This is a genomic window from Pseudoalteromonas ostreae (assembly GCF_018069805.1).
GTDB lineage: Bacteria > Pseudomonadota > Gammaproteobacteria > Enterobacterales > Alteromonadaceae > Pseudoalteromonas > Pseudoalteromonas ostreae.
Window position 1 is genome coordinate 15717 of record NZ_JAGPYN010000035.1, and the last position, 19490, is coordinate 35206.

Annotated in this window: 17 protein-coding genes and 4 tRNA genes; 14 read left to right on the forward strand and 7 right to left on the reverse strand. The window is 41.0% G+C overall.

Annotated features, from left to right (window positions below; all coding sequences use genetic code 11):
* Positions 1–21 precede the first annotated feature (21 nt).
* The gene (locus J7338_RS19320) at positions 22–501 is read right to left on the reverse strand and encodes an Lrp/AsnC family transcriptional regulator (protein WP_228733037.1); all 480 of its coding nucleotides are present in this window, start codon (positions 499–501) and stop codon (positions 22–24) included.
* Between the two features lie 122 nt (positions 502–623).
* Here J7338_RS19320 and J7338_RS19325 point away from each other — a divergent pair, with 122 nt between their 5' ends.
* Both J7338_RS19325 and J7338_RS19330 read left to right on the forward strand, forming a co-directional pair.
* Positions 624–1796 carry a PrnB family protein gene (locus tag J7338_RS19325; RefSeq protein WP_210798605.1) on the forward strand — a complete coding sequence of 391 codons (1173 nt, stop codon included), beginning with the start codon at positions 624–626 and terminating at the stop codon, positions 1794–1796.
* 1 nt (position 1797) lies between these two features.
* Positions 1798–2913, forward strand: coding sequence for an aminotransferase class V-fold PLP-dependent enzyme (locus J7338_RS19330; protein WP_210798606.1), 1116 nt, complete (start codon positions 1798–1800; stop codon positions 2911–2913).
* Between the two features lie 2 nt (positions 2914–2915).
* Here the strand turns inward: J7338_RS19330 and J7338_RS19335 are convergent, their stop codons facing one another.
* Together J7338_RS19335 and J7338_RS19340 are read right to left on the reverse strand one after the other, a co-directional pair.
* Complete coding sequence (locus J7338_RS19335; RefSeq protein ID WP_275074511.1) at positions 2916–3371, reverse strand: RNA-binding protein; 456 nt, start codon at positions 3369–3371, stop codon at positions 2916–2918.
* A 140-nt stretch (positions 3372–3511) separates the two neighbouring features.
* The gene (locus J7338_RS19340) at positions 3512–6784 is read right to left on the reverse strand and encodes a methyl-accepting chemotaxis protein (protein WP_210798607.1); all 3273 of its coding nucleotides are present in this window, start codon (positions 6782–6784) and stop codon (positions 3512–3514) included.
* Positions 6785–6955: 171 nt separating this feature from the next.
* On the opposite strand from J7338_RS19340, the gene J7338_RS19345 reads away from it, so the two are divergent.
* From J7338_RS19345 to J7338_RS19360, 4 genes are all read left to right on the forward strand, one after another.
* Positions 6956–8374 carry a mannose-1-phosphate guanylyltransferase/mannose-6-phosphate isomerase gene (locus tag J7338_RS19345; protein ID WP_210798608.1) on the forward strand — a complete coding sequence of 473 codons (1419 nt, stop codon included), beginning with the start codon at positions 6956–6958 and terminating at the stop codon, positions 8372–8374.
* 145 nt (positions 8375–8519) lie between these two features.
* On the forward strand, positions 8520–8663 hold the full coding sequence (locus tag J7338_RS19350) for a hypothetical protein (RefSeq protein ID WP_210798609.1): 144 nt from the start codon (positions 8520–8522) through the stop codon (positions 8661–8663).
* 78 nt (positions 8664–8741) lie between these two features.
* Complete coding sequence (locus J7338_RS19355; RefSeq protein ID WP_210798610.1) at positions 8742–9191, forward strand: AHH domain-containing protein; 450 nt, start codon at positions 8742–8744, stop codon at positions 9189–9191.
* On the forward strand, positions 9191–9766 hold the full coding sequence (locus J7338_RS19360) for a hypothetical protein (protein ID WP_210798611.1): 576 nt from the start codon (positions 9191–9193) through the stop codon (positions 9764–9766). Before J7338_RS19355 ends, J7338_RS19360 begins: the two co-directional genes overlap by 1 nt.
* A gap of 39 nt (positions 9767–9805) precedes the next feature.
* Here the strand turns inward: J7338_RS19360 and J7338_RS19365 are convergent, their stop codons facing one another.
* From J7338_RS19365 to J7338_RS19375, 3 genes are all read right to left on the reverse strand, one after another.
* Entirely contained in the window at positions 9806–11962 is a 2157-nt protein-coding gene (locus tag J7338_RS19365) for an ATP-binding protein (protein ID WP_210798612.1), read from the reverse strand.
* A gap of 134 nt (positions 11963–12096) precedes the next feature.
* Positions 12097–12753 carry a helix-turn-helix transcriptional regulator gene (locus J7338_RS19370; protein WP_210798613.1) on the reverse strand — a complete coding sequence of 219 codons (657 nt, stop codon included), beginning with the start codon at positions 12751–12753 and terminating at the stop codon, positions 12097–12099.
* Positions 12754–12979: 226 nt separating this feature from the next.
* Positions 12980–13351, reverse strand: a complete 372-nt coding sequence (locus J7338_RS19375; RefSeq protein ID WP_210798614.1) for a histidine triad nucleotide-binding protein — start codon at positions 13349–13351, stop codon at positions 12980–12982.
* 89 nt (positions 13352–13440) lie between these two features.
* Between J7338_RS19375 and J7338_RS19380 the strand changes: the two genes are divergently transcribed.
* Positions 13441–14076 (forward strand): DUF2057 family protein, encoded by a 636-nt coding sequence (locus J7338_RS19380; protein WP_210798615.1) that lies wholly within the window; start codon positions 13441–13443, stop codon positions 14074–14076.
* Between the two features lie 72 nt (positions 14077–14148).
* Here J7338_RS19380 and J7338_RS19385 read toward each other — a convergent pair whose 3' ends face one another.
* Positions 14149–15993, reverse strand: coding sequence for a M1 family metallopeptidase (locus tag J7338_RS19385; RefSeq protein WP_210798616.1), 1845 nt, complete (start codon positions 15991–15993; stop codon positions 14149–14151).
* Between the two features lie 143 nt (positions 15994–16136).
* Between J7338_RS19385 and murB the strand changes: the two genes are divergently transcribed.
* The 7 genes from murB (at position 16137) to J7338_RS19420 (ending at position 19356) form a co-directional block, all read left to right on the forward strand.
* Positions 16137–17144 (forward strand): UDP-N-acetylmuramate dehydrogenase, encoded by a 1008-nt coding sequence (gene murB, locus J7338_RS19390; protein WP_210798617.1) that lies wholly within the window; start codon positions 16137–16139, stop codon positions 17142–17144.
* Positions 17144–18136: a bifunctional biotin--[acetyl-CoA-carboxylase] ligase/biotin operon repressor BirA gene (birA, locus tag J7338_RS19395; RefSeq protein ID WP_210798618.1), complete on the forward strand. Its 993-nt coding sequence runs from the start codon at positions 17144–17146 to the stop codon at positions 18134–18136. The genes murB and birA overlap by 1 nt, the downstream gene beginning before the upstream one ends.
* Positions 18133–18828, forward strand: coding sequence for a type III pantothenate kinase (locus J7338_RS19400; RefSeq protein ID WP_210798619.1), 696 nt, complete (start codon positions 18133–18135; stop codon positions 18826–18828). The genes birA and J7338_RS19400 overlap by 4 nt, the downstream gene beginning before the upstream one ends.
* A 120-nt stretch (positions 18829–18948) precedes the next feature.
* Positions 18949–19024, forward strand: a tRNA-Thr gene (locus J7338_RS19405).
* A 39-nt stretch (positions 19025–19063) separates the two neighbouring features.
* Positions 19064–19148, forward strand: a tRNA-Tyr gene (locus J7338_RS19410).
* 45 nt (positions 19149–19193) lie between these two features.
* Positions 19194–19268 (forward strand) — tRNA-Gly (locus tag J7338_RS19415).
* Between the two features lie 12 nt (positions 19269–19280).
* Positions 19281–19356, forward strand: a tRNA-Thr gene (locus J7338_RS19420).
* The last annotated feature ends 134 nt before the right edge of the window (positions 19357–19490 follow it).

Here is a 19490-nt window from a genome sequence, read left to right on the forward strand (position 1 = left end):
GGCACTAAATAGTATTATTTTTTAAAGTGGTAGCTGCTTTTTGCTAAATGTTTGCTTTAAAACTACTGTAGACTCAATGTTAGCAATACAATCAATACTCCCAAGCTTATATTTAACAAAACTTTCGTAGCTTTCTAAATCGGTAGCAATAATCTTCAATAAGTAATCATAGCTTCCTGATATGACAGAGCACTCCAGTACATGATTGAGTTTTTCCACGTGTTCTTCAAACATATTGGCAGCACTGGCGGAATTTTGGCTCAACCGCACAAACGCATAGACCAGTACATTTAACCCGAGTGCACGCGGGTTTAGGGCTGCGTGATAGCCACTGATCACTTTGCTTGCTTCAAGTTTTTTTATACGCCTTAAGCAAGGGGTATCCGATAAACTTACAGTTGTTGCAAGTTCAGATACAGAGGTGCGCGCATTGCTTTGTAACAATGTTAGTAATTGTTGATCTTTTTTATCTAAACTCATAACTGTGACAATAAATTTCATTTAATAGTAATTATAGAGTGAATATCACTAATTGTGTGAGTTTTTATTAGTAGTTTTGCTGATTTGTGCTCTATGTGATCTGTTAATCTAAATGCAATGAAATTCGCTATGGAGTAATACTTGTGAGTAATAATACTCAGGCATTTGATGAGTGGCTCAGAACCCGCTTTGTCGAAATTAATAGTCAGCTAGAGGCTACCTATTGGCAACAAGAAGATAAAGCCAGTGTGGAGTTTGTCGGGGAGCAATTTAAGCATCAGTTAGAAACTGAGGGTAATGCGCACATTCGTAAGTTACTAGCAGAAGGTAATACTGATGAAGGATTTGATCGTGCGTTTGATTTACTTGGCAATGTAGGATTATTTATGGCGGCTTGTCGACGCCATGAGATCACTGAACCATCGCGCGAAACAACTTCGCCTTTAGTCGAGGCTTCGGCACTGGCCATGCATATTGGTGCATCAATTGGGGTTACCCCGCGCTTTGCGACCGCACATCTAACCACCCACAATAAGGCGGTTAATGGCCTTTATAAGCGCTTTACTGATTTGCCTGATGAAAAATTATTCTTAGATTACAATACCAAAGGGATTTTAGCTTATAAGCGAGCAGCTGATGCATTATTAAAAATTCAGCCCTTAGGGATTTCGCATCCGCTATGTGGTGAGTTACTTAAAGTTGCCAAGCAGGCGTTGGTCGATGTGATCGAATCGAATACGGCTTTATATAATCAGTTAGACACCGAGCGATTCTTTTTCTGTGTACGCCCCTATTATAAACCGTATCGGGTTGGCAAAGAGATTTACCGTGGCGCCAATGCGGGAGATTTTGCTGGGATTAACGTTATAGATATGCTGTTAGGTTTATGCTTTGCCAACGAACCGAGTTACTCACAAATGCTGGTGGATAAATTTTTATATATGATGCCAGAAGATCAGCAAATCCTGCGAGAGTCTATGCGTATGCCAAGCATAATGGATGATTTTTTAGCGGCAGGAGATACCCGCCATAGCCCGTGGTTTAAAACCAATGCCAAGTTGTTTATACAAGTATGTAAGCTGCATGGCGATACTGCAATAGGCCATCATAATCAATTGGTTAGTAAGTTTATAGCCCAGCCAGCTCAACACATGCAACAGCAACATATGAATAAAGTGACAGCCAGCGGTCCGCCATTGCATCTGCTATTGGATTCTCTTGAACAATTAAGAGATCGTCGAGCAGCAGCAAAGCGTGATGATATAAGAACTCGTTATGATGATTTAGCACAATTAAAGCAATGGGTGAGTAATTAATATGTACAAAAATGACTTTAATCTTGCGGCAGGCTGTTACTTACTAAATCACTCTGTTGGCCGTGCACTGAAAAGTAGCCAAGATGATTTTAACCAGCATTTTTTTGCTCCTTGGCAAGCGAGTAATAAAGAGCCATGGCAGCAGTGGCTGCCAGCCATAGATCGCTTTACTCAGGCGCTCAGTGCATTGTTTAATTCACCGAGCAGGCAATTTTGCCCACAAGTAAATTTATCGAGCGCTTTAACAAAGTTAGTTATGTCGCATCCTCGCTTACAGCAAGCTAATTGTAAGGTGTTGATGGCGCAAAGTGACTTTCCTAGCATGGGGTTTGCAATGCAAAAAGCGCTGGCTAGTAGCGCTGAAATAAAGTTTATTCCTGAACACGTAGATTTAACAGATAGCGTGCAATGGCAACAATATATTCAAACCGATATTGATTTAGTATTTATCAGTCACGCTTATTCAAATACTGGCCAGCAAGCGCCCATAGCTGAAATTACGCAACTGTGTAAGCACGCAGGCTGTTTGAGTCTTGTTGATGTGGCCCAGTCAGCTGGTGTATTACCGTTAGATTTAAGCCAAGTTGGTGCTGATTTTATGATTGGTTCTAGTGTTAAGTGGTTATGCTCAGGTCCCGGTGCGGCGTATTTATGGGTTAGCCAAGCGCAATTAAATATGTGCGAACCACAAGATGTGGGGTGGTTTTCACATCAAAATCCATTTGAGTTTGATATTCATCACTTTGCTTATCATGATAGCGCACTGCGTTTTTGGGGGGGCACTCCATCGATTGCGCCATTTGTACTCGCAGGACATAGCATTGGTTACTTTGCTAAATTGGGTGTTGCAACAGTGCGAGCGCATAACTTGGCGCTACTTGAACAATTAAATGCAGAGTTTAGGCCATATTTGGTGTCACCAACAACACCAGAAAAATGCAGCGGGACAGCTATTTTAAATTTTGGCGAGCAACAGTCTGGGCTATTAAGCGCGCTGTCTCAGGCGAACATAAGTGTCGATGCGCGAGCATATGGGGTGCGAGTTTCGCCGCATATTTATAACAACACTAGTGATATAGCACAGCTAATAAAAGTGGTTAAACAAACCCTAAGCTAAATTTATTGGCTTAGTTGCGCTTTAAACGCATTTAACGCATCAATTTGCTGCTGATACTGCTTTATTTTTGACTCAATGCGTTGCTCAGCGTGTGCTGTACGTTGTGCTATTGCATCAGCAATTGAGTTTGCTCCCATTTTATTTGCAGAGTCTTGTGTCATATAATTTATTTTGGTTTTTTGTTCTGCAAGCGTATTTTGCAGTTGCTTGATTTCTCGTTGATAAAGTGCAATTTCACGATCAACTTTTTGAATCGTTATATAATTATCTACAGACTCCATGATGTCTTTGCTCTGTTGCGTATTAGCTGTTTGGGTCACATTAGTTAGTGGAATTTTGATTTCTTTAGCATCTTTACCACAAGGTAGTTGACTAAATGTGGCCACACTATCAACCGTGCATTGGTAAACAGCCGTAGCCATTGCTGTTGGTGGTATCAGCATTGCTATGGTATACACGATTATTAACTGCAGTTGCCGCAAGTACACTTATTTAATCCCTAAACTCGCATTAAAATAGTCAGTGTAGCTAGTTTAGCAAGGTTGTTAATTTGAATCGCCAATTAATTGTTGCGATTTTATCAGTGAATCTATTCACCTTATAATTGCGCCTTTTGCAGTGAAAAATACCCGAGTAAGTGACGCATAGTGTTTGCTTGATCAGCCATTTGTTTAGCTGCAGCCATTGTTTCCTCAGTCATTGCTGAGTTTTCTTGGATCAAGGTCGTTAGACGTTGTACAACAATATCTACCTCTTTAATTGCTTGCTGTTGAGTAATTGAAGAGCTGTTGATAGACACTATTATATGGTTTACGTCTGCCACAGCACTGACAATTTGCTTTAGTTTCTCACCTGATGAGTTAGCCAATGCGGTTCCATGACTAATTTTTTGGTTACTATTGCTTATTATAGTTTTAATTTGTTTCGCCGACGTTGCGCTGCGTCCAGCTAATTCTCTAACCTCATTGGCAACGACCGCAAACCCGCGACCATGCTCACCAGCTCTGGCTGCTTCTACTGCAGCGTTAAGGGCTAATAAATTAGTTTGAAATGCGATTTCGTCAATCACAGAGACAATTTCATTAATATCTTTACTTGAATTGTTGACCTCAATAATGGCATCGACTGTCTGGGTTGATAACTCCCCGCCTTCAGTCGCTGTCACTTGGGCATTTTCTGCAAGCTTAACAGCTTCACTTGCTTGTTTGGCAATCGCGGCTATTTCATCTAGCATGTTACTGCTGCTGGCACTGGCTTCTTCTAGATTAGCTGCTTGCTCCTCTGTGCGTTGACTTATTTCGGTGTTACTCTCAGCTATCTCTGCGGCGCTTTGTGATACTCTTGAAGCTGACTCTTGGATGCTGCTAATAACGCTGGTAAGCTTTTCAATTGTTTGATTTACATCTGCTTTTAGTGTAGCAAATACACCTTGGTAATCCTGCTGCACTTGTTGATTTAAATTGCCTTGGGCAAGTCCGCTTAATACCTTAGTTACTTCAGCGATTGCATCTGCGGTGATGGTCAAAGAACTGTTCACATCATTTTGCAGTTGCGCTAATTGCCCTTGCATGTTTGTTTCTAGTTGTTGATTAAAATCACCGCTACGCATAGCTGCCATAACGCGTGCAAGCTCAGCAATAACAATACTTAAATTACTAATCGAGCTATTTACATCATTTTTAAGTACATTGAGTTGGCCATCCATGTCGCTATCGATTGTCTGTTCGAAGTTACCTTTACTGATCGCCAGCATAACATTTGATATTTCACTCACAGCAGTGTCTAAACCCATAATTGAGTTATTAATATTGTGCTTTAAAGTTGATAATTGGCCATTGGCACTGCAATTTACTTGTTGTTTAAAGTTGCCTGCATTTACAGCCGCCATAACATCGTTAATATTTTTAATGATTAACGCGAGATTATCGACGCTAGCATTGATATCATTTTTAAGAGTAGCTAGCTGACCTTGCAGAGGTTGCTCAAGATGTTGTGAAAAATCTCCATCGTGTAGTGCGCTCATTACGCGGCTGATATCACTTACCGCTCCGGCTAAACTGTGCACTGAATTATTCACACTGTTTTTTAATTGAGCCAAAGAACCTTGGGCGGCTACTGTGACTTGTTGTTTAAAATCACCATGTTCAATATGGCCCATCACCCCGACAATTTCAGTAATGGTGCTATTTAGCGATTGCAGTGAGCCATTTATATTTTGTTTTAAGGTGGCCAGCTGTCCCTGCATTGGAGTCTTTATTTGGCTATTAAAATTTCCTTGGCTCATTTCATCTATAATATGATTTAGTTCACTCATTGCTTGCTCTAGCGAGTCTGCGCAATTATTTGTGGCCTGTTTTAAGGAATCTAATTCGCCTTTGCAGGGCGCACTAATTCGGTGGTTAAATTCACCTGCGGCCATTTTATTCATAACCGTATTGGTTTGGGAAATAGAGCTTTGCAGCGCATCAAGCAGGCAATTAAAAGCACTTGCCGATGAGCCTATTTCATCATTCGAAAGCACTGGCGTTCGTACCGAAAAATCACCTTTTTGTTCAACGTGACGCATTGTGTCGACCAGTAATTGCACTGGGCGGGTGAGTGAACGAGCAAACCAAATCGCGACTAGAGTGATGGCAATAATCGATATGATTAAGGTGCTAACGAGAATCGTCGTTAAATGACTGACCGTGGCAAAAGCTTCGTTTTTATCTATTTCAGCCAGTAACGACCAGTGTATGCCTAATACGTTAACGGGTTGATAAGACGACAGTACTAAGGAACCACTATAATCGGTGATTACTTGCTGACCTTTTTTTCCTTGCTTAGCAAGCTCAGTTGCCAGCGTTTTTACTTTACCTATGCTTGGGTAGCGAAAAGAATTTACGACCGAATGGTTTTCGGGATCGAGAAAGGAATCAGAACGCATTAAAAAATCAGGTCCGACTAAATATGTTTCGCCACTTGAACCTAAGCCTGCCCGCTCAGTCATAATGACATTCAGGGCATCAATGGATAGTTGAAAAACCAAGGTGCTAGTATGTACGCCTTGGTTATAAATCGGGGTGGCGATAAAACTAGCTGGTGCATTATAAGATGGCAAATATTGCTGATAATCTACAAAGGTAATTTCATCTTCATTGATCATTTTTGCTTGTTTAAATGCCAATGCTAGGTTGCTATTAGCATAAGGTCCATCAAGTAAAGAGGTGGCAAAGTCAACTTCTTTGTAAACAGAGTAAATCACTTCAGCACTGCGATTGTCGATGATAAAGACATCATAAAAATCAAATTTTTGCGCAAAATTTAGTAAAAAACTATGGTATTTGTTGTGTAGTAAATTGTAGTTATTATCAGCACTTGCTTGTACTAACTTTGCTTTCTCGCCAAGTGGATATGGATTATCTGCTAGGTATTGTGATTGCCAATATTTAGCTGTGGGTGAAAGTGTAGAAAGCAGCTCAGCAGTTGGCAATTTATTTTCGTTTTGAAGCCGGTATTTAGTATTAAAGCTGTTGTGATAGTAATCTGCCAGCTGTTGCTCTGCGGTGCTGTCGAGGGCGGTTGTATAGGGCTCTTTAAATGCACGGCTAAGTTCATCAGCCGCGGTGTGGAGCAAAGGGTTTTGTGCTAGAAATAATAATTGCGCATGTATATCGGCAAAATGCCTTTCAATGGCGCTTTTTTTAATTTCACTAACCGCTTCAAGTTGAGCGTAAGTTTGTTTATTTAAAGCTGTCGCCGAGTTATATAGCGCAAGACTGATGGCAATCGCCAAGGGAATTAATGCAACGAGCAAAAAGGCAATAACAAGCTTTTTAGTCAAGCCGATATTACGTACAAAATCTCCGAATGAACTGGTTTGGCTAACCATAAAAACATCCTTATCAAAGCAAAGCTGTAAACCTAATACAGTAATTAAGATTTAGTGTAGAACAGCTTGAATTAAAAGCGAGTCGATAACGAAAAATAGATTTTTTAGTTGCTGTAATGCACTCGCTATACTCTGTTAAACTACGGGCATTCAAATTTAAGTGTGTTTGCTATGAAAAACTCCATTATTCCAGTTGTATTGGCCGGTGGTATCGGTTCGCGGTTATGGCCATTATCGCGCCAAGCTATGCCAAAACAGTTTTTACCTCTACTGGGAGATGAGTCATTATTGCAAAGCACCTTAAAGAGGGTCTCTGACTCATGTTTTACCGATCCGATCTTGGTTTGTAATGAGCAGCATCGCTTTATTGTCAGCAGCCAATGCCAGCAAATTGACGCTGCAACCATGGTGTTACTGTTAGAGCCTGATGGCAAAAATACTGCTCCCGCCATCGCATTGGCAGCACAATATGCATTACAGCAAGGGCTTGATAAACCTTTATTAGTGATGCCAGCCGATCATCATATTGATAACTTTGAGTTGTTAATAGAGCAACTTCCTGATGCGATAAGCTTGGCGCAACAGGGCAAATTAATTACCTTTGCGATTGAGCCAGACTCGGCCCATTGCGGTTACGGTTATATCAAAAGAGGGGCTAAAATAGCAGCCTCAAACTGTTATGAAGTTGATGAATTTAAAGAAAAGCCCAGCTTATTGTTGGCACAGCAATATCTCGCCAGTGGGGCATATAGCTGGAACAGCGGGATGTTTTTATTTACCCCGAGGGCATACCTTGCAGAGCTGCAACGCTTTGCCCCCAAAATTGCCAATTGCATTGCACAAGCCGCCAATTTTAGCGGCGATTTAGGTTTTACGCGTGCCGACAACAATGCCTTAAAAAATTGTCCCAGTGATTCTATCGACTACGCTATTTTAGAGCGCAGCGCGAACATAGCGGTACTGCCGTTAGCGCTGAATTGGAATGATGTCGGCGGTTTTAATGCGCTATGGCAAAGTATTGAGAAAGACGAGCAAGGCAATAACCTAAGTGCTGATACCGTGCTATTAAATAGTGCGAATAACTTACTCAAGAGCGAAAGTGGCCATACGATTGCCACTTTAGGAATTAAAGACTTAGCTGTTATTCACACTCATGATGCTACATTAGTGGCAGATAAAAATCAGCTAGATCAACTGCCTGAATTATTAAAACTAGTGGCTGCTCAGCAAGGCGATAAGTTATTGCATCATCAAGCTATGTATCGGCCTTGGGGTAGCTATCGGGTGTTAGTAGAAGGAGCTGGTTTTAAAGTTAAAAAAATTATCGTTAATAGCAAGGGCAAGCTCTCGACGCAACGTCATCAACATCGTGCCGAGCATTGGGTGGTAGTATCAGGCGTGGCAGAAATTTGTATCGCTGGTAATACACAGACTTTAACAGCCGATCAGTCGTGTTATATAGCACCAAACCAAATCCATAGTTTGGCCAACAGTCAAACTGAGCCGTTGATTGTTATTGAAGTACAAACTGGCCGTATTCTAGATGAAGCGGATATAGAGCGCTTTGACGATCAATATGGTAGAAAGTAGCGAGGTACAATACATAGTCTTTGTAATTTGTGTTCAACTAAAATCATCAGAATTTAAGAGTACTATGTGTAGCAAAGATTTTATTTGAGCTAAAAGTAAGTTAAAGTAGATTAATTAGATAGGGATTAATAAATAAGGAAATTATATGAACCCAGATAGGGTTGTAATGCAGGCTATGCAAGTTGAGCCTGCTGAGCTATTACGCGGATTGCGACAGACAATTAGAGAGTCAGGGGCAATTTATAAGTTTAGTGACTCAGAAAAGCTTATATCTGAGGAATTAGGGTAAACTATAAAAGAGACTGAACGACAGCTTACGGGGATTGAGGTGGCTCAGCATGCCGCGCGTCTTTATAATAAGATTGCTATGCGTAGTGTTAAATTTGGTTTAATGGCGTACTCAAGATATGCGGCTTCAGCAGAAAAAGCTACTTTAGAACAACTGTTAGAAGAAAAGCACCGACCGCAAAGAATGACGCGTTATATGTCGGCCACTGGAGCTGGGAAAAAACCGCCTAATACAGCGACTCACGCTATAGTATCAGGAACTCATGAACTAGCTAAAGCTGCTAGGAAAATATTGGCAAAGTTTAAAATTCGCATAGATGATCCCGCTAATGGTGTTTATTTGCCAAAGAATGGAAATTATATACCGCACCCAGCCATGCCAGATGCCTCTAATCACGCCAAGATCCACACTGAGCTATATTATCTAAACATAACAAACCAACTAGCATTGGCAAACACCCGAAGTGAGTGTGCATTAATTTTACAAGCGATTGCTACATCGTTACAGAATGGAGTTTATGGATACTAATGAGTAAAGTCATTTATAGAATCACACCAGATGTTAATCGTTATAGAGTTATCTTTCCTGACAGTGAAGCATTATGTGAGCCTGAGCTGTGGAGACCTGATTGTCGCTCTAAAGAATCTACTCTATTAAATTTTAGTGCTCATTACAATAAAGACAAAGACACACCATTAGGCGATTTTACGGCAATTAACTTATTAGGTCTTGCCATCCGAGATACTGCTGCAAACGAATTAGCTGAACTCCTAGAAGCATCTGGAGAATTATTACCTTTTTATGTTGGAGAAGATAATTGGTATTATTATAATGTTACAAGAAAAGAAGAAGGAATGTTGGATCTTGAGGCCAGTACATTCATGCTGCCAGGGTTAAATATTGGATTGCAAACAGCAGTCTTTAAAAGTGATAAACTACCTAAAAGTAGTTGTATATTTAAGATCCCAGAAGATCGATTTGAAAGTACTTATGTATTTGACTCTCGTGCAAATGATAAGAATATTGCATTGAGCCTATACTGTGCTCTGCAAGCTCATGGCTTTAGCGGACTTACATTTGAGGAAGTCGCGCGATTTGATTAGTACCTTGTAGACTGCTCGTTAGCTTGAATTTTACTCTCGCTAACTCATCTGCTCTCTGACGAACTTCAAATACTGCTCAAGGCTATTTTGCCACAGCACTAGTGCGTCGGTGAGTGATTCTTTAAGCGGTTTGTTGTCGAGTAAGCGTCGTTCTATTTTTTTTAACTCTATACCGTAGCGGTTAAAACCGAGCTGTAAAGCGGTGCTTGCTTGGCGATGCAGTAGCTTTATACATTGTTCTTTATCGTCGTTTAATAATTGCTGAGCACGGATCAGTTTGTTACGAGCAGACAACACAAACTCGTTGTATATAGAAGATATTTCGTCTTCATTAAAAGAACTTTTTAATGTTTCGGCGGCGGTGTCATCATACAAAATGTCACTGAGTTCTACCGCAGCACTTGGGGCTTGGCTGTTTTGTGAGTCACTCAATGCTTGGCGTAGCTTTTGTTGTTTTATAGGTTTACCAACAATGTCTTTGATCCCTAAAGTAAAATATTCTTTTATTTCGTCAGGACTTAAACTGGCAGTAAAGGCCAATACAGGGGTACGTTGATTTTTATGTTCCATACCTTTGAGGGTTTTGAGCACCTCTTGACCAGTAAAGTCCGGTAAGTTCATATCGAGTAGTACAACATCAAAATGGTAGGTTTGCATTAGTTCGATAGCGCTTTTACCATCACGGGCGAGCTTGATTTTATGTTCGTCATCGGCCATAAATTCTATGGCTATTTTTTGATTTAAATCTAAATCCTCGACCAGTAATACATCTAATCCAGTTAAATAATCTTTTGATTGATGGCGCTGTTCTACAAGGCTGAGTTCGCCAAGCACAAGCGTGATATTAAAGCTAAACGAACTGCCTTTATCTAACTCACTGGTAATATCAAGTTGGGAGCCCAGTTTGGCTAGTAGGCGGCTGGTGATAGCAAGGCCTAAGCCTGTTCCGCCCTTTTCTTTACCTGCGCTACTTTGTACGTATGGCTCTGTAAGGTATTCTATTTCATCATCTTCAATGCCAGGCCCCGAGTCAATTACGCTAATACGAATATGATGTTCAAGTTGGCGCTCCTCTAATAACTCTACGCGAATTTTAACTTCACCTTTGTCGGTAAATTTAATCGCATTACCAACGAGGTTAATGATGATTTGCCGAAGTTTTTGTTGGTCGCAGTAGTAACAAGCTTGCTCAGGAAGATTGTATATTAACTCAAACTTTAAGCGCTTTTGCTCAGCTAGTGGGCTAAGTAATAAACATAAGTTATGCAACCAGGTTTTAAATTCTACGTCTTCTTCATAGAGTGCTTCGTTGTGTTGGTCGAGGCTGGCGTAATCAAGTACTTTATCAACTAGCAAGTTAAGTGATTCGGCTGAGTTTATAATGGCTTCGCAGTAAGGTTTATCACGGGGATCGGTTGATTGATTCAAAATTAGTTGTGCGCTGCCTAAAATACCATTGAGAGGAGTGCGAATTTCATGGCTAATAGTTGATAAGAATAGTCCGCGAATTTCTAAATCTTTTTGTGCTTTGCTCGTTAGTTGGTTGAGGTTTTGCTCTCTGCGCTCATTACACAGTAACGCCATGCCGGTGGTATAAAACATGGGAGCGATCACGCTATTGACCAGCAAGGTAACGCTAAACCAGTTTTCTTTTAACAGAGTCAGATTGTTCACGCCTTCCATAAAAAAAACTCGGCCAGTATAAATACAGCTGATAATCGTAAGGATCAAAATATAGACCATGCTACCGTTAGGGTAAGGTTTGCGCGCAAAGCGAATAAATAAATAAAGTAAGAAAAATGCTTCGTTTATATGCTGTAAATCAGAGGCCAGCATACGATTACGTAGGTTAGAGTCAATTACCGTAAAGTACATTAGCAATGCTCCGCAGAACAAGGTTGCTAATATAAAAAACCGAAACTCTTTGTCGCGATAACCTAAAAATTGGCTGATTGCTAACGCATGGATGATGGATGCACTAAACCATAAACTATTTGCAAGTACAATAGTGGCGATGCTATCGAAATGACCATGTAAGGCAAAGCTCATCAAGGCAAGAAATAGCACTAAAGGATAAAATATATACAGTACTGTGCCTGGGGTGTGTTTGTTAGCGCGCCAAGTTAAAAGATTGAGCAATGCCATGACGATCATCATGGCAGCGCTAGCGGAGTAGAGGGTGAGGGAGTCGAGCATTCATATTCCAAGCAGATCAAGGTGACGAGATTAGAATAATGGCAATTGCGTTTGTTAGCAAATATCGTGCGCTTGAATAAACAAAAAAACAGGCACAAAGTCCTGTTTTTAATATTAAAATAAGAGTTGCTAGGCTAACGAATTTCGTCAGGAATGTTTTGTTGTGCCCACGATAGTAATTCAATACGGTTACGGCATTTTGTTTTTCTAAATGCGCTGTATAAATGAGTTTTTACAGTGTGTGGACTAATACTTAACGCTTCAGCTATTTCTTTATTTTTAGAACCGTTACTCATTAAAGAGATAATTGCTTTTTCACGCTTAGTTAATTTTACTGGTTCAATATCACCATCAGTAAGTTTATGTAATGCGTCTTTATTAAATTGCAGCATACGGTTTAACGCGTTACACATGATATCACGACGATACCAGAGCTGGTCTTCCAGTAATAAACGAATGCCTTTCATTAGCACATCAGCGTTGTCGGTAGTATAAAAAACACCACGAATGCCGCTTAATAATGCACGATTAGCAAGCTCCGGATTTTCGTCTAAGTTGAATAGCACGATATCGCACTTAATACGTAGGTTGACTAATTGCTCTTTCAATTTCCCCCAAGCGTCTTGGCTTGATGTTTCGATAAACAATAAACGTGTTCCTTCAGGAACGTCAGATATGTTTGTTCCGGTAGTAACATTGAGCCCTTGGGTTTTTAATAAAGGCTCTAATACATTAATACCAATTGTATTAATTGGCTCTAGATCTAGTAACAAAAAGGCTGTACTACTCATACTTATATACTCTTGAATAAAGTTGACCAATCAATCCTAACATGCAATCCGCTCCTTTCGTATTAGAAATTTATTGCTTGGGGGTAAGATATGCATAGTTTTATAATGTTTTTCGTGCTTTTTACAAAGAAAATATTTGAAAAAATTTATAACAAGTTGAAATTATTAGTAAATGATATTTATTTTCAACGTTAATCTTTTTTACAAACATTTACAGTAAATCAGTTTAAATTAAACCTTTAGTCTTATCTTGGTAAGGCGGCCATCCCATTGCTTTACCAGCTAGCATATGTAAATGGATATGATAAACAGTTTGCCCGCCATGCTCATTGCAATTCATTACCACGCGAAAACCATCTTCTGCAAAGCCTTGTTGTTTGGCTATTTTCGCAGCAACCACATACAGGTGGCCAATAATGGGCGCATCTAGTTCGGTAATATCATTGATCGTTGCAATTGCTTTTTTTGGGATAATCAGTGCGTGAAAAGGGGCTTGTGGGTTGATATCTTTAAATACTAAGGCAAGTTCATCTTCGTAGATGATATCAGCTGGGATTTCACGGTTAATAATTTTAGTAAAAATAGTTTTTTGGCTCATTCCAAGGGCTCTTTGTCGGTTGTACTAAAGTCACTAATGACAAACTTTGCCGGCAGTGTCAAACTGAAATCAAACAACAAGGAGCTATTATGCGTAAATATGTATTATTAAGCGGTATTATGTCATTACTTTTGAGTGCGACCAGCGTGGCCGAAACCATTAATTTTCCTGAAGAAATAGTCCCATTACAAGTGGGCGATAAGAAAATTGAACATTCATTTTTCAATCGTGTTGATGAAGTCGAATTAATTCCTGGCGTATATCAGGTCAAACTTAAATACACCGATCTTTACGAGCAAGGTTACGATGAGCATCAAGTTATCGACTCAGAACCATTTTGGGTGACGATGACCATTGCTGCCAATACAGATTATGATGTGGTGTTTAACCGTGCTGATAATGCAGTAGCAGCAGAAGTTTTTGCAGAAGCACCGCAAGTGAGCTTACAAGCAAAAGGAGCGTCATTAAGCACGCCACTAGCTATTATGGCTGAGCCTGATTTGACAAGTCGTGCTAGCTCTCAAGTTGCGACAGTGCAAGTAGCGCCAACAGCAGCATCAACAACCAGAACTGCACCGATGGCTGCTAATTTACAAGCTCCTGTCTCTCGCCCAGCACCTAATGCAGGTAATGCGCCTAGTGCTGCCGCCATGTTAGATTTTTGGTGGCAACAAGCCAGTGCCCAAGAGCAGCAAGCTTTTATTAATAAAGTCACTAAAAAATAAAGCGCATTTATTAAATGAGGTAGCAAAAAGGGCGAATTAATCGCCCTTTTTTAATTTTGAGTTATTTAGTTATTACTTAGCAAACAAGTCGTCAATAGTACCTTGCGCAAGTGGGTGGTAACCTGGGCGCGCTTTTAGGTATACGTCATGTGCCCATTCACGTTTACCATTAGTAATCAGAGCTTTGTATAGCGGCACGATTAACTTGCGACGGCCAATACCCGATAAGTGTTTATCAAGTGCTGGATAGATAGGTTGATAGCCATTGCCAACCGCAAGCATAAACCAAGCAAAAGCACGCTCTGCGTTAGTTGATTGTGTAAGGTTGAACTCGCTATCTAGCATCGCCATTTTGTCTAGGCTTAAATCACGTGGTAAGTTATTTAAAAAGTGTAGCCACTCATGCACAGTCCAATTTGTGGTAGGAAGCTGTGCGGCAGTGGTTTCACCTTTTAACCATGAGGTAGAAGCGGTATCTACTTTATCAAACGCATCAGAAGTTGGGTTTGGCGCATCACTCGGTAAACCTGGCTGAAAAATCCACTCATTAACTTTATCCATGCTGACAACGCCTGGGTACTTTTCAATTAAGTTAGCTTTTAAATACGTAACAAACTCAGCGGTTGTTAATGATTTGAATGAAAATTCTTCAAAATAAGCTTTTACAAATGAATCAAATTTATCGCGGCCGTATTGGTTTTCAAGGTAAATTAAGAATAGTTGACCTTTGGTATAAGGCACTGAGCTGAAAGCATCATCGGGATCACGTCCATTGAGTTTTAAGTTGAGGCGCGTGTCTGGTGCATCAATGGTTTTAAGTTGTGCACGTAGACCTGCAGCATCAAGTGCTTGTTCCATAACTGCACGGTCACGACCAAATACTTCTTCCATAATGCGGTTTTCAACGTATGAGGTAAAGCCTTCGTTTAACCATAAGTCTTCCCATGTGGCATTGGTCACTAAGTTGCCAGACCAAGAATGAGCAAGCTCGTGAGCAATCAGGTTTACTAAGCTTTTATCACCCGCAACAACCGTTGGTGTGATAAATGAAAGGCGTGGATTTTCCATGCCACCAAATGGAAAGCTTGGCGGTAGCATTAGTAAATCATATCGACCCCATGCATATTCGCCATACATCGCATTGGTTTTATCGATCATCGCTTGCGTGTCATTAAACTCGGCAACGGATGCATCTAAGATAGTTGGTTCAGCAAAAATACCGGTTTGCTGAGACATGGCTTTAAATTCTAAGTTACCTGCACCAATGGCAATTAAGTATGGAGAGATAGCTTGTGGCATATCAAAGTGGTAGTCACCATCTTTATAGAGCGCATCTTTATTATCGGCGCTCATCACCGCACGAATATCTTCAGGCGTATGGATACGCGCTGAGTAAGTTACACGCATTGCCGGTGTATCTTGTACAGGGATCCAACTACGGGCATGGATTGCCTGCGATTGGCTGTACATAAATGGGTGCGTTTTACTGGCAGTTTGCTCAGGAGTTAACCACTGTAAACCTGATGCTTCAGGGCGGCTGTTATAATAAATACGTACTTTAGGCGCTTGGCTTTTAAACACAATACTAAGCTTAGAGCCTTTCACATCATCGCGCTTAGCAAGAGTGAAATGAGCTTTGTGCCAGTTGCCATCTTGGCTTTGATACATAACTTTATCGATGTCTAAATCGCGAGTATCAAGCACTAAGGTTTTGCTAGTGGTGTTTTGCCATTCTAGCGTGTGTTCAACAAAACCTTCTAATTGTTTGTCAGCAAAGTCGACATCTAAATCAAGGTTCAAATGCGTAGTGATTACGTCATCGAGATTGGCATATGAGTTTTGATCAATGGCACTGGCCATTGCTTGAGAGCACATTCCAGCCATAGCGAGGCTTAAAAAGAGAGGTTTGATTTTCATAAATACCCTGAACACGAATAAAAAGTGCATGTTTTATATCATGATTGCGATTCTTGTTTGAGCATTTTTTACAATCTAGTGCAACATTTGCGACTAAGAGTTACACTAGTGCGATTAGTGACAATTAACCTTTGAGGCATTTTGTGGCTCAGTCCCTGCAATCTTTCCATACCTTTTCTTTAGCGAGTCAGTGCTCGCAATTAATCGAAATTACTGACTTAGCGCAATTGCAGCAGCTAACGTTTGCTTGCCCTTTTTGTATTTTAGGTGAAGGCAGCAACACCATTTTTTTAAGTGCTTATCAAGGCACAGTGATCAAAATGGCGACCTGTGGTGTTAATACCACTGAGCGTAAAGATGACTATTTATTAGAGATTGCTGCCGGCGAAAACTGGCATCAACTTGTTAGTGATAGTTTAGCGCAGGCTATGCCTGGGCTTGAAAATTTAGCGTTGATCCCTGGCACCGTGGGCGCAGCCCCAGTACAAAATATTGGAGCATATGGTGTTGAGTTGGCGAAATTTATTGAATATGTCGAATATTTTGATATTGCGACTAAGCAAATAAAACGCTTAAACAAGCAACAGTGTCAGTTTGGTTATCGTGATTCAATCTTTAAGCACTCATTAAAAAATAAAGCGGTGATCACCACGGTGGCATTGGCGTTACCAAAACAGTGGCAGCCAGAGCTAAGTTATGGCCCTTTGCAGCAACTCGAACAGGTAACCCCGCAAACTGTTTTTGAGCAAGTGATTAAAACCCGTAACAGTAAGCTACCCAATCCTTATGTGCTTGCGAATGCTGGAAGTTTTTTTAAAAACCCAATCATAACTAATCAGCAGTTACAGACCTTGTTACAGGCGCATCCGCAATTACCGCATTATGTTTATGATGAGCAACACCACAAAGTGGCAGCTGGTTGGTTGATTGAGCAGGCGGGGCTTAAAGGGCATCGTATTGCTGGTATCGAAGTACACCAACAACAAGCACTGGTGCTGGTAAATCATGGTAATAGTAATGGTGATGACCTTATTGCCATGATCACCCATATCCAGCAACAAATTTGGCACCGTTATCACATAGAATTACAGCATGAAGTACGGTTAATGGCAGCCTTTGATGAATGTCATATTGGTCTGGAGGACAGATAATGAAAGCACCAGATGGCAATAAGCTGGCTATTTTAAATGCACTTAATCAAGGTGGCTTTATCTCAGGGCAATTGCTGGGGGATCAATTGGGTATTAGCCGCGCAGCAGTGAGTAAGCATATTCAAAGCTTACAAGCTATGGGGTTAGACATTTTTAAAGTCAGCGGTAAAGGCTACAGCTTAAATAATAATGTGGGCTTATTAGAGCAGACTAAGATACAACAGCATTACCAAAGCTTAGGGGGGCATATCGCGCAAGTGGAGGTCCAGCCAATTATTGACTCGACTAACAGTGAGTTAATGCGCCGCATAGCAGCTAAACAAACGCTAGAGTCGGGAACTGTGATTGTGGCCGAAATGCAGCACGCAGGGCGTGGACGGCGCGGACGTGTTTGGCAGTCTCCGTTTGGTGCGAACTTGTATTACAGTTATTATTGGCGCTTAGATGACGGGCTGCAAGCCGCAATGGGTATGTCTATCGCGGTAGGTTTAGCTGTTTACGATACCTTAAAAGTTCTGTATCAGTTAGATATTGAACTTAAGTGGCCAAACGATATTTATCTTAATAAAGAAAAGCTCGCAGGTGTTTTGGTTGAATTGGATGGTCAACCGCAAGGGCCATGCCATCTCGTAATAGGTATTGGTATTAATTTGCAAATGCCCGCAAGCTACAGCCTGCAAATCGACCAAGCATGGACTGATTTGAGTCAGCATAGCCAACAGATTGATAAAAATCAGCTGGTGGCACATTTAACATATCACCTTGAGCAACGTTTAGCGCAGTATAGTCAAACTGGCTTGCACGGCATGTACTTGCAGTGGAACGAACTCAACGCCTTTGCAGGGCAGTGTGTGGAGTTAAATACTGGGCATAGAAGCTGGCGTGGTATCTGTGAAGGCATAGATCCGCAAGGTGCTATTCGTATTCGCCAAGATGGTGAGGTTAAAAGCTATTACGGTGGTGAAATTTCACTGCGCAAGGCTGTTCAATGAGATTACTAATCGATGTAGGCAATACAGCACTTAAAGCAGCGCTATGCCAGCAAGGCGAAATCAAGCCGTGTGATGTTAGTGCGCTACCTTGGCGGCAAATTAACGAGCTGGTTTATGCATGTGTCGGTAAAAATGAGCAACTCAATGGACTATTAGCACAGGCATCGGCATTTCAGGTGCCATGTTTTGAAGCGAAAGTGACTAAACAATTGAGTAGCCTTCGCTGTGCGTATCAGCAATTTAGTAATTTAGGTATTGATCGCTGGCTTGGTTTAATTGCTGCCTTTCAATTATGGCCGCAACAAGATTGCATCGTGATAGACACAGGCACTGCCACAACAATTGATGTACTTACAGCACAAGGACAACATTTGGGGGGCTGGATATTACCTGGCCTTGATCTCATGACACGCTCATTAACACAGAATACGCAGCGTGTTTTTGATGATGCCAACACGCCTTTTGCGAATGAGCTGGGTGTAAACACACCTAATGGTTTAAAAAATGGCGCGCTAGTGGCAACCTTAGGAGCTGTTGAACAAGCAAAATTACATTTAACCAATAAAAAACCTCAACTAATTTTTGCTGGTGGCTATGGTGCATTATTGAAAGCGCAATTTTTAGACGCGATTTATGATCCGCAATTAGTGATGAAGGGGCTCAATTACTGGTATGAATTGAGCAAAAATTAACAAAAACAGGTGGTTTTGCCTGATTTGTGAGCATTTGGCACATAAAATCACATTTTTTTTAATTTTCTTGTTGCATCACCACCAAGCTTCCTCTAATATCTCGCCCCGTACTAAAGCAGTGCCGACTTAGCTCAGCTGGTAGAGCAACTGACTTGTAATCAGTAGGTCAACCGTTCGACTCGGTTAGTCGGCACCACTTTCCTTTTACCGAAAGTGTTTAGTAAAGAATTATCGTGGAGGGGTTCCCGAGCGGCCAAAGGGATCAGACTGTAAATCTGACGGCTCAGCCTTCGCTGGTTCGAATCCAGCTCCCTCCACCACTTTATTCTTGACGGTTAGAGGTAGTTTAAGAACAGATTGCTAACGCGGGCATCGTATAATGGCTATTACCTCAGCCTTCCAAGCTGATGATGCGGGTTCGATTCCCGCTGCCCGCTCCAGTTTCTGGTGTTGCTGATATAGCTCAGTTGGTAGAGCGCACCCTTGGTAAGGGTGAGGTCGGCAGTTCAACTCTGCCTATCAGCACCAGTCTTAGAATCTTCTTGATTACTTCCTTTATCTGTCAGAAAATACTATTTGAAATTTGAAAAATTTAACTTAATCTACCTATGGTGGATTATTTTCATATGTAATCTAGATACACAAAACTGATAGGTTCCGTC